The organism is Paraeggerthella hongkongensis (assembly GCF_003726035.1).
Classification (GTDB): domain Bacteria; phylum Actinomycetota; class Coriobacteriia; order Coriobacteriales; family Eggerthellaceae; genus Paraeggerthella; species Paraeggerthella hongkongensis.
In genome coordinates this window covers 23,737-34,303 of record NZ_QICD01000027.1, presented here as the reverse complement: position 1 = coordinate 34,303, position 10,567 = coordinate 23,737, and the positions used below count along the sequence as shown (strand labels likewise).

Genomic DNA, 10,567 nt, shown 5'->3' with positions numbered 1-10,567 from the left:
TGTCGGTGTCGGTGGTGGAGGAGATCGCCTACCAGAACGGCTGGATCGATCGGGGGCAGCTTCTGGACGCCGCCGCGAAGTACGGCAAGTCCGTCTACGGCCAGCATCTGAGGAAGGTCGCCGAGGGCAAGATCGTCCCGCACAAGGAGGCGATGTAGGCATGAGGATTCTCGTGACCGGAGGCAGCGGCCAGCTGGGCAACGAGATAAGGCGCTGCCTGGAGACCATGGGCGCCGAGATCGGCCCGATCCCGGAGGCGTACGCGGGGGCGAGCGCGGAGTACGTCGACTACGACGCCCTCGACGTGTCGGACGGGGCCGCCGTGGCCGCCTGGTTCTCCGAGCGCGGGCCTTACGACCTGGTTGTCAACTGCGCGGCCGTCACGAACGTGGACGGCTGCGAGAAGAACGAGGCGGGCGCCTACCGCGTGAACGCCCATGGAGCGGAGCACCTCGCGCGCGCGTGCGAAGCCTGCGGGGCGAAGCTCGTGCACGTGTCGACGGACTACGTGTTCCCCGGCGACGACCCCGAGCCGCGCGAGGAAGGCGATCCGGTGGGACCCATCAGCGCTTACGGGCGCACGAAGTGGGCAGGGGAGGTTCTGGCGACCGACGCCTGCAGCCGCGCGTTCGTGGTCCGCACCGCCTGGCTCTACGGATACGTCGGCGGCAACTTCGCGAAGACCATGATGCGCCTCGCGCGCGAGCACGGCAGGATCAGCGTCGTGGCCGACCAGCTCGGGAACCCGACTTCCGCCAACGACCTGGCGTACGAGATCCTGCGCATCGCCCAGACCGAGAATTACGGCACGTATCACTGCACGAACGAGGGCACCTGCTCATGGTTCGATTTCGCGTGCGCGGTGGTGGACGGGGCCGGCATCCCGTGCGAGAAGGAGGGGCTGACGTCTTCCGAGTACAAGGAGCGCTTCCCCCAGAGCGCGGATCGCCCCGCGTACTCGAGCTTGCGCAACAAGCGCCTGGAGGACACGATCGGAAACGATATGCGTCCGTGGCGCGAGGCGCTCGCGACTTATCTGGAACGATTGCTTCGGATAGGGGGATGACCTTCCTTTGTCGTCTCCTAACTCACTGATCTTGTTTTTCGAGACGTTCGTTCTGTGCTAGCTTATTAAAAAGAGCGGTGAGAGTTTTCTTGGCTTGTGAAAAACGGGTTGTTTGAACCGTGATTACGCGATAGTTGGTTTCGCGCATGCTTTGTTGCTCGGCGGCCGAAGGGAGCTTTCCAGCTCGAAAATCCTCAATTGCCAGATAAGCCATCCCGTCGTCTTTGAAGTCTCCAATATCCGGGTTTTTTGCAATAGGGATAACTCCATATGAGAGGTATTCGATTAGCTTCGTTGGACAGGCTACCTTGTTCACAGTGGAGCTGTCTCGGAGTATGAACCCGAAATCGCTTGTAAGGTATTCTTCGCGAAGGGCTTCGGGGCTTTTTGTGCCGACTGTTAGCATTGCGGGTTCAGAATGATCGCTCCATCGGGTGCTTAGCTCGGAAGTGTCGGGAAGAAAGAGTCTGTATTGGCATAGATTAGGCTGAGACTCTATCGCATCAATCATTTCATCGAATAGTTGCCACGCTTGCGTACCTCCTGCATATATGACGGTAGGAGGTACGCAAGCGGTTTTCTCGATTGGCGCTACGGGAGAGTTGTCCATGTCGAAAATCGGCATAACTAAGCATTCAGCGCCACTGCTTTCCTCGGGATGTTTCTCTTGGATATGCCTCACCATGCTGTTTGTAACTGCTACCATAACCGAAGCACGCGATACGGCTAGTTTTTCGACTCTTTCCAATGCTCGAGCCCGTTCCTCATCTCCGAAGAGTGCAAGCTCTTCTTCGGGGACTGCTCCATGGAGGTCCAAGACAACCTCGCCGTTGTAATCATTGATCAAATCGGCATCAAAGCAATGAATGCTGTGACAGTAGATGAATCGCGCTCTTTGGGCTATCGATTCGAATAGGTTTTTCACTTGATGAGCTTGCTCATATTCGATAAGGATATGGTTTTGATCAACTATTCTTGCTGATGCCCAGTGAGTCTGCGGATTTGGGTAAAAGTGTATTCGTAAGGCTTTGCCAGGAAAAAGGGAGTCGATGTTTTTGATGCGTCGGTAATAACCATCCGTGACATTCCCGCTGTTGAACATAGGGGCGAAAACTCAGATGATAGGTCGCCCTGTAAAATGATCGGTACTTAGTAGCAGTGAAAGATATGATCTTAGGGCCTCTTCGGTTGCTTCGCAAGCCGTTGCTTCCATACGGGTGGACATGAGGCGTATGTTTCCGCATCGGGTCATTGCTTCTATGAGCTTGTCATTGCGTTCGGCTTCTTGGATGCTCCGCTGATTTAGATGTAGGCCAAAAGCTTTCTTGCGCGAGCTCGCTCGTTCTTGATTGACCGTATTCTCGATAATGTCTGCATTGGCGATGATGTCTTGCAGGAAGTAGTTCCCTCTAGGCATTCATTCCTCCTGATGTTGCGCTCAGAATATGCTTCACGATGCGTTCTGCTGCATGTCCATCCCCGTAAGGGCAGGCGGCGGCAGCCATTGCCTGATAGAGCTTTTTGTCGTCGAGTAGTTTTTTCATCTCGATCTCTATGGTGGTCGTTTCCGTTCCGACGAGGATGGCGGCTCCGGTTTCAATGATCTCTTCGCGTTCGGTTTCTCGTCTTAGGACTAGAACGGGTTTGTCCAGGAAAGGAGCCTCCTCCTGAAGGCCTCCCGAATCCGTCATTACAAAACTGCACAGTGCCATCAGGTTATGCATGTCGATTACATCAACAGGGTCCACCAGGATAACATTGGGAAGGTCTCCTAGGATTTCACGAACCGTATTTTGCACCGAGGGATTTAAGTGAACTGGATAGACGACTTGGGCATCGGGGCGCTGAGCGCAGACGTTGTGTATTGCGCTACATATATTTCTGAGCGGCTCCCCTAGGTTTTCGCGGCGATGGGCTGTCAAGAGTATCGTTGGGCGAGAGAAATCTACTCGATTAAGCTCCGTGCAGTTGAATTTGTAGTCGTTTCGCATAGTGTACGCGAACGCGTCAAGAGCTGTGTTTCCCGTAACCCATACTCGGTCGACTATGCCCTCTTTGTATAGCGCATCCTTGTTTTTTTGGGTGGGTGCAAAATGAAAGGTAGCAAGAGCCGATACTAGTTTCCTGTTCATTTCTTCAGGAAAAGGAGAGTATCGGTTGTGCGTACGCAATCCAGCCTCCACATGTCCTATGGGAATTTGCTGATAGAAGGCCCCGAGGGCTGCAGACATGCTGGTAGTGGTATCTCCATGAACCAAGATAAGATCGGGGTGCACTGTTTCGAGCGTGTCGGTAATGCCCGAAAGCACCCCTGTAGTAATGGAGCTGAGGGTTTGCTCGCTTTTCATGACGGCTAGATCGAAGTCGGGTTCGAGGTGAAACGCTTCGAGTACCTGGTCCAGCATTTCTCGGTGTTGACCCGTCACGCAAAGCACGCTGTCGATCAATGGCTCGCTCTCAAGTTTCTTGACTAAAGGAGCCATTTTTATGGCTTCGGGTCGCGTGCCGAAGATCGATAGTACGCGCATGAGGTGTCCTTTCTGCAGGTTGCGTTGCAGTGCGTTGGTCAGCTCTGGATGTTTAGGAGCCGATCAGGACTCTGAACGCTTCCAAGCGTGGTAGAGTAGCTCTCGATCAGTGGATCCCAGAACCGATTCCCCACCAAAAAACGAAATGCCGCTAATAGTCTTGCGGTTGCGTTCCATGAACATCATGCAGGAAGAGACACTTTCGAGGTTTGTGGGGTCTTCCAAAAGCATTGCCGCACTCGTCTTTCCTGCGTATCCGATTATCGAGAGCAGCTCTGGCCATTGACTGAGGGTTTGTGAGCCGACGCATACTTCTACAGGTGCGCAGGCGTTGTGCTTCTTGGACTCGTCCAGGACCGCTTGGGCGATGGACAGGACCGTCTCCTCGTTGTTTTCGTCGGCAAGCGTTTTGACGGTGATTCCCTGCTCGGACAAGCTGGCGCAAAGAGGATGGCTTGCGATCGATCCAACGGCAAAGATGGAGTGAATACCCTCTTCTACGAGCATTCGAGAAAGATCGCTTGCTCGATCTTTCTCCTCTCCCGTAAGCACAAAGAAGGGTGCTCGAATTCCGTACGAAAGCGGCGCGGCGCAAAATGCTTTCGCGTTATCTTCGAAAGCAGCAATCAGGGCAGTGTCCCCCCATAGGCTGCTTTGGGCTCCAAGTTGCAGAAGCTCTATCGACAGGTTCAGCGATCCGGGGCGCTTGGGAAGATAGATGACTCTAGGTTTCCATGGCAAAGACGAGACCTGCTCCAGTACGTTTTCCGAATTGCGATCCTTATCGAGAAGCAATATCGTGGTTGGTCTCTTGCTGGAGAGATATTGTTCTATGATCTCCGGAAGATGGTCAGACCTAACGGGTAGCACGGGCGCGTTCTTCGCCCCGGCGAACCCGCAAGCCGCGATGGCGTTTACATGGGTTGCATCGCAGACGAGCGTCACCATGTCGACGGACTCTTCGCCCCAGCCCCGAACAGCGGCCCTGACTGCGGTTCCATAAAGGCTGTCTCCGTCGATTGATGCAAGATCTTTCTGCTGGAGTGCTTTGCCGGCTGTGCTGCTCAGCGCTTCGAACACGCGCCGCTCGGCTTCGGGGCTTCCGGTGCGCCCGCCTAGGCCACCGTAGACGCGGCAGACGGTGGCGGCGTCGCCTATCATGCGGGTATGGCCCTTTTCAATCCATATCGCCTTGTTGCACATGCGCTCGATCTGCGCATTGCTGTGCGACACGATGAGAACGGTCACGCCGTGACGCTCGATCAGCTCATTGATGCGATCCTCGCACTTTTTCTGGAACATGAAGTCGCCTACAGAAAGGACTTCGTCTACGACCAGAATTTCCGGCACGATAACGGTGGCGATGGCAAATGCGATGCGTGCAACCATGCCGGATGAATAATTCTTGAGCGGCATATCCAAGAACTTTTCGATTTCGGCGAATTCGACAATCTCGTCGAAGTGGTCGTCGATGAACTTCTTTGAGTAGCCCAAAAGCGCTCCGTTAAGGTAAATGTTCTCCCGTGCGGAAAGCTCCGTATCGAAACCTGCTCCCAGCTCGATCAACGGGGCGATGTTGCCATTGATCTCGCATGAACCTTTGGTAGGCTCCAGAACGCCTGCAATGATTTTGAGGAGCGTCGATTTGCCCGAACCGTTCGTTCCTATGATGCCGAATACATCGCCTTTCTTCACCTCGAACGATATATCGTCGAGCGCCGTGAACCCTTCGAAGAACAATTCGCGGCGAGCAATCTTGATGGCGTATTCCTTCAAGCTGTTCAGCTGTTCGGATGCCATATTGAAGATCATCGATACGTGATCAACCTTGATCATGGTTTGGCGATTGTCGTCTGCCTCGATGCTTTCGGAGTCGCCGATCGACAGGGCAGAGGTGTTAACGTTTTCGGGCATGGTGCACCTTCGTCTCTAAACGTACAGGATGAACTTCTTTTGCTGCTTGCGGAATACGAGGACTCCCAGCAAAAGAGCGATTGCTCCGCAGCCGAAGCAAATGAGGTTGTCCATAAGGCCCGGCGTGACGCCCCACATGGCTATGTCGCGGAAATAGCTAACGTAGTAGTACATGGGGTTGAGCTGCATGACGGGAACCATCCACTCGGGAAGGATGTCGATGGAGTAGAACAGCGGCGTGGCGTAGGTCCATGCCGTCAGGATGACGCTCCATAGATGCATGATGTCGCGGAAGAACACTGAAAGGGCGGCAAGCAGAAGGCCAAGCCCCAAGCTGAACATGAACAAATAGGTAAGAAGCACGGGCAGGAGCAGAATGTTGAACGTGGGCACTACGCGGAAAAACACCATAACGATGGCTACGGCAACAAGCGATATGGCAAAGTTCAGAAGCGCGAATACGACCTTCTCAAGCGGGAAGAGCATCTTGTTGATGCGAATCTTCTTGATGAGGGGCGCAGAGTCGATGATTGAGCCCATCGCCCCCGAGGTGGCGTCTGACATGAACGTGAACAACGTCATGCCGAGAATCAGATATACGGGGAAAGGCTCGACTCCTCCGCGAAACACGACGGAGAAGACTGCCGCCAGCACGATCATCATGAGCAAGGGATTGAGTACTGACCAGGCGACACCCAGCACGCTGCGGCGGTATTTGAGTTTGAAGTCTTTCGAAACGAGGGACTTCAATATGAACATGTTGCGCTGCAGCGAATCTTTGGAAAAACTCATTCGGATTCGAGCCCTCTCTTCTTCACTTCAGGATTGCGTCCGATTAATCGCAATCCCTGCATGATATCACGCAGGGGAGAAGTCTCTGACGTTTTCATTACTTTCGCGCAACGCATCGGAGGCTGCGTGGCCTTGATTTGCTTGGCCTCATCGCGTCCGCGTCCGGTGAGCACCCTGTATAAAAGCACTTTGCATGGAAACGGTGACGCTGGCGGGCTATGCGCTTATAATCTTATGCATTTGAGGCAATTGCACGTACAGTCGTATATAAGGATGGCTATGAAAACCTATCTCGTGACCGGCGGAGCCGGCTTCATCGGCAGCAACTTCGTCCACTGGGTGGTGGAGAACCGGCCCGAGGCGCGCGTGATCGTCCTGGACGCGCTCACCTACGCCGGCAACCGCGAGAACCTCGCGGGCATCCCCGCCGACCGCATGGAGTTCGTCCACGGCGACATCTGCGACGCCGACCTGGTGGACGGCCTGTTCGTCCGCGCCGACGCGTGCGTGCACTTCGCAGCCGAGAGCCACAACGACAACTCCATCGCCGACCCGGCCCCCTTCGTCCGCACGAACGTGCAGGGCACCTACACGCTTCTGGAGGCCGCGCGCAAGCACGACGTGCGCTTCCACCACATCTCGACCGACGAGGTGTACGGCGACCTCGCCCTGGACGACCCGGCGCGCTTCACGGAGGACACCCCGTACCGCCCCAGCTCCCCGTACAGCTCCACCAAGGCGTCGTCGGACATGCTCGTGCGGGCGTGGCACCGCACCTACGGCGTGCGCGCCACCATATCCAACTGCTCCAACAACTACGGGCCCTACCAGCATGTCGAGAAGTTCATCCCGCGCCAGATCACGAACGTCATCTGCGGCGTCAAGCCCAAGCTCTACGGCGACGGCCTGAACGTGCGCGACTGGATACACACCGAGGACCACTCGAGCGCGGTGTGGACCATCCTCGAGAAGGGCCGCATGGGCGAGACCTACCTGATCGGCGCCGACGGCGAGAGGAACAACATCGACGTGCTGCGCGCCATCCTGGAGGGCATGGGCCGTCCCGCCGACGAGTTCGACTGGGTGCGCGACCGCCCCGGACACGACCGCCGCTACGCCATCGACTCCTCGAAGCTGCGCCGCGAGCTGGGCTGGGAGCCCAAGCACACGGACTTCGCCGAGGGCTTGGCCGACACCGTCCGGTGGTACCGCGACAACGAGGCCTGGTGGCGCCCCGCCAAGGAGGCCACCGAGGCGAAGTACGCGAAGCAGGGGCAGTAGGGGGACGGCATGGCAACAGGGAATATCGTGGAATCCGGCAACTTCACCTTTGCCGACACGTCCATCGAAGGCGTGAAGATAGTCGACGTCAAGTCGTACGGCGACGCTCGCGGCTACTTCATGGAGACGTACAAGCGCCCCGATTTCGTGGCGGGCGGCATCGACGTGGAATTCGTGCAGGACAACCAGTCCTCGTCGACCAAGGGCGTGCTCCGGGGCCTTCATTTCCAGATCGAGCATCCGCAGTCGAAGCTCGTGCGCGTGGTGTCCGGCGAGGTGTTCGACGTTGCGGTCGACCTGCGCCCGGGCAGCCCCACCTGGGGCAAGTGGGAGGGCGTGGTTCTGTCGGCCGAGAACCGGCGCCAGTTCTTCATCCCCCGCGGCTTCGCGCATGGGTTCCTGGTGCTGAGCGAGACGGCGGAGTTCTGCTACAAGTGCGACGACGTCTATCGTCCGGGGGACGAAGGCGGCCTTATGTGGGACGATCCGGAGGTCGGGATCGACTGGCCGGCGCTTCGGGGCGACGAGGCGTTCGATCGTTCCAAAGTGGTGCTGAGCGACAAAGACAAGGTGAATGCCTCCTTGAATGATTTGCGCGGGTAGCTGCGGAAAGGTTCTTGTATGGTTAAGGTAGTGCGCGCTTGTCGCGGTGACGGCGTGGCTTACATCGAGGTCGCGGGAGCTATTGCTCGCGACCTCGTTCTTGTGTCCACGTCCGAGGGGCGCGTGCTTCCTGCGTCGATAGTTTCCCTTGGCAATAAAACGTGTGCGATTGTGTTTCCGCTTGCTCGGTCGTCATTCTACGTCGTTGAATCGGGCGATCGCTCCTGGTCTTTCAGGATGGGCGCTACCGAATTGAAGCTGCGTTCGAAGTTGGCATACGCATTGCAGCGAACCGAAGCCTTGCGCTTGAGGGATTGTGATTTCGAAGAGTCTGCACCGTGTTTGAACGTCCGTTTTGTTCAGGTGGTTGAGGACGGGCTGGAAGCCGTGGTGCGCGCTCGCATCGATGTTCCGGATTCGGTCTCCAAAGATGCGTCGATATGCATGAGCGTTCTGGATGCGGTCGGTGCCGCGACGGACCTGGAGCCTATCGTCATGGAAGATTGCAAAGACGCGGTGGATGAGCGCGGTCGTGCGGTCCGCCGGATCACGGTTGCGTTGCGACTGCCCGTTGGCGATCATGGGGTATGCCTGGCCACCGCAGTCGAAGACGGTTCGAGCCAGCCGGGCGGGTGCGCGCTTCTCGACGATACGTACGCCGCTTTGCGCGGTGGGTTTTTGGACGCTTCAATGGATGCGATGCATGATCCCTCGTACCATGCGTGGTGGGAGGACCATCGTGCAAGCGAAGACGACCTCCGTGCACAGGCGCGCCGTTCTTTCGATCGTCCTCCGCTGTTCAGCATCGTCGTGCCCCTGTTCCGTACGCCGATTGCCTTTTTCGACGCCATGTATGATTCGGTGCGGGGGCAAAGCTATGGGAATTGGGAGCTTATCCTGGTGAACGCGTCCCCCGACGACTCCTCGCTGGCTCGGAAGCTTGCTTCGCTTGAAGACGAGCGAGTTGTTGCGCTCGAGGTGGAGAACGGCGGAATCGCTCAAAACACGAACGTTGGCATAGAGGCCGCTCGGGGCGATTTCATTTGCTTTCTCGACCACGACGACGCGCTTTCCTTGGATGCGCTGTACGAATACGCAAGCATTGTCGACCTTTTCCCGGATGCGGATCTTCTGTATTGCGACGAAGATCGCTTCGATGCGCAAGGTCGGCACGCGGCGCCGTTTTTCAAGCCCGATTTCTCTCCGGAGCTCTTGCGGGCGCACAATTACATCACGCATTTCTTGTGCGTAAGCAGGGCGTGCGTCTCTCGCATTGGGCTTATGGACGGCCTGTTCGACGGCGCGCAGGATTACGATTTCACCTTGCGTGCCGTCGAGCGCGCGCGAAGAGTTGTGCATGTTCCCCGAGTGCTTTACCATTGGCGTATGCACGAGGCGTCAACCAGTATGAATCCGGAAAGCAAGGCGTATGCGAAAGACGCCGGCCTGCGCGCCGTGGAGGCTCATTGCAACCGTATGGGGTTCAAGGCTTCGGTGGAGCGGACGGACATGCCTTTTGCGTATCGCGTTGCTCACGCCCCGCGCGATTGGGGAAGGGTTGACATCGTCATTCCCAACAAAGACCACGCACGTTTGCTTCGGGCATGCGTCGAATCTATCTTGAAGACGTGTACGTACGCGAATTATCGCATCGTCATCGTTGAGAACAATAGTGAGGAGCCCGAAACGTTCGAATGCTATGAGAGCCTTCAGGCTCTTGATGATCGGGTGCTCGTGACAACCTGGTCAGGAGCGTTCAATTATTCGAAGATTGTCAACTTCGGGGCCGCTCAGGGGGATAGCCCCTACATTCTGTTTTTGAACAACGACACAGAGGTGATCACGCCGGATTTCCTTGAAGTTATGCTGGGGTATTTCGAGGACGAAGGCGTGGGCGTCGTGGGCGCAAAGCTTCTGTATGCTGACGGCACCGTTCAGCATGCGGGTGTGGGCGTTGGCCTGCTGGGCGCGGCGGCGCATCTGTTCACCTCGCTTCCCGCCGATGCGGGTGGCTACTTTGATCGGGCGAGGCTTCCTCAAAACTTGTCCGCTGTGACTGGAGCTTGTCAACTCGTGAGGCGCGATGTGTATGAGCATGTTGGGGGCTACGCCGAAGAGTTCGCGGTTGGCTACAACGATGTGGACTTTTGCCTGAAGGCGGGCCGGGCGGGCTATCGCGTGGTTTGCACGCCTTATGCGCGCCTGAGTCATTACGAGTTCTCGTCTCGAGGGCGCGACATGCGCGGCGAGCGCATGGAGCGGGTTCGGAAGGAAACCGACCTTTTGCGTTCCCGGTGGCCCGCGTTCTTCGAGGGGTCGGACCCGTACTTGAATCCGAGCCTGTCGAAAGACAGCTGCTACTTCGCTTTGGGGAAGGATTGAC

9 protein-coding genes are annotated in these 10,567 nt (G+C 56.9%); 4 read left to right on the top strand and 5 right to left on the bottom strand.

The genetic code is table 11. The features are described 5' to 3' along the window. Positions 1-160: 160 nt before the first annotated feature. Positions 161-1,066, top strand: coding sequence for a dTDP-4-dehydrorhamnose reductase (gene rfbD, locus DMP08_RS10410; protein ID WP_123192824.1), 906 nt, complete (start codon positions 161-163; stop codon positions 1,064-1,066). Between the two features lie 22 nt (positions 1,067-1,088). Here the strand turns inward: rfbD and DMP08_RS10405 are convergent, their stop codons facing one another. The 5 genes from DMP08_RS10405 to DMP08_RS10385 form a co-directional block, all read right to left on the bottom strand. Continuing rightward, positions 1,089-2,168 carry a glycosyltransferase family protein gene (locus DMP08_RS10405; protein WP_148042357.1) on the bottom strand — a complete coding sequence of 360 codons (1,080 nt, stop codon included), beginning with the start codon at positions 2,166-2,168 and terminating at the stop codon, positions 1,089-1,091. Positions 2,169-2,180: 12 nt separating this feature from the next. Then, complete coding sequence (locus DMP08_RS10400; RefSeq protein WP_123192822.1) at positions 2,181-2,483, bottom strand: hypothetical protein; 303 nt, start codon at positions 2,481-2,483, stop codon at positions 2,181-2,183. Next, a complete protein-coding gene (wecB, locus tag DMP08_RS10395; protein WP_123192821.1) occupies positions 2,476-3,594 on the bottom strand; it encodes a non-hydrolyzing UDP-N-acetylglucosamine 2-epimerase in 1,119 nt (372 codons plus the stop codon). Before wecB ends, DMP08_RS10400 begins: the two co-directional genes overlap by 8 nt. A 63-nt stretch (positions 3,595-3,657) precedes the next feature. After that, the gene (locus DMP08_RS10390) at positions 3,658-5,430 is read right to left on the bottom strand and encodes an ABC transporter ATP-binding protein (protein ID WP_244596939.1); all 1,773 of its coding nucleotides are present in this window, start codon (positions 5,428-5,430) and stop codon (positions 3,658-3,660) included. Positions 5,431-5,523: 93 nt separating this feature from the next. Beyond that, complete coding sequence (locus tag DMP08_RS10385; protein ID WP_114567743.1) at positions 5,524-6,300, bottom strand: ABC transporter permease; 777 nt, start codon at positions 6,298-6,300, stop codon at positions 5,524-5,526. A 279-nt stretch (positions 6,301-6,579) separates the two neighbouring features. On the opposite strand from DMP08_RS10385, the gene rfbB reads away from it, so the two are divergent. From rfbB to DMP08_RS10370, 3 genes are read left to right on the top strand one after another with little or no spacing between them, the layout of a single operon-like run. Further along, positions 6,580-7,581 (top strand): dTDP-glucose 4,6-dehydratase, encoded by a 1,002-nt coding sequence (rfbB, locus tag DMP08_RS10380; protein ID WP_123192819.1) that lies wholly within the window; start codon positions 6,580-6,582, stop codon positions 7,579-7,581. 9 nt (positions 7,582-7,590) lie between these two features. Then, positions 7,591-8,184, top strand: coding sequence for a dTDP-4-dehydrorhamnose 3,5-epimerase (gene rfbC, locus DMP08_RS10375; protein ID WP_123192818.1), 594 nt, complete (start codon positions 7,591-7,593; stop codon positions 8,182-8,184). Between the two features lie 18 nt (positions 8,185-8,202). Beyond that, complete coding sequence (locus DMP08_RS10370; protein WP_123192817.1) at positions 8,203-10,566, top strand: glycosyltransferase family 2 protein; 2,364 nt, start codon at positions 8,203-8,205, stop codon at positions 10,564-10,566. Position 10,567: the final 1 nt, after the last annotated feature.

What these genes read in the sequence shown, in the direction of transcription:
- rfbD (WP_123192824.1), top strand. Translation starts at nt 161, where the DNA reads ATGAGGATTCTCGTGACCGGAGGCAGCGGCCAGCTGGGCAACGAGATA.
- DMP08_RS10405 (WP_148042357.1), bottom strand. Translation starts at nt 2,168, where the DNA reads ATGTTCAACAGCGGGAATGTCACGGATGGTTATTACCGACGCATCAAA.
- DMP08_RS10400 (WP_123192822.1), bottom strand. Translation starts at nt 2,483, where the DNA reads ATGCCTAGAGGGAACTACTTCCTGCAAGACATCATCGCCAATGCAGAC.
- wecB (WP_123192821.1), bottom strand. Translation starts at nt 3,594, where the DNA reads ATGCGCGTACTATCGATCTTCGGCACGCGACCCGAAGCCATAAAAATG.
- DMP08_RS10390 (WP_244596939.1), bottom strand. Translation starts at nt 5,430, where the DNA reads ATGATCAAGGTTGATCACGTATCGATGATCTTCAATATGGCATCCGAA.
- DMP08_RS10385 (WP_114567743.1), bottom strand. Translation starts at nt 6,300, where the DNA reads ATGAGTTTTTCCAAAGATTCGCTGCAGCGCAACATGTTCATATTGAAG.
- rfbB (WP_123192819.1), top strand. Translation starts at nt 6,580, where the DNA reads ATGAAAACCTATCTCGTGACCGGCGGAGCCGGCTTCATCGGCAGCAAC.
- rfbC (WP_123192818.1), top strand. Translation starts at nt 7,591, where the DNA reads ATGGCAACAGGGAATATCGTGGAATCCGGCAACTTCACCTTTGCCGAC.
- DMP08_RS10370 (WP_123192817.1), top strand. Translation starts at nt 8,203, where the DNA reads ATGGTTAAGGTAGTGCGCGCTTGTCGCGGTGACGGCGTGGCTTACATC.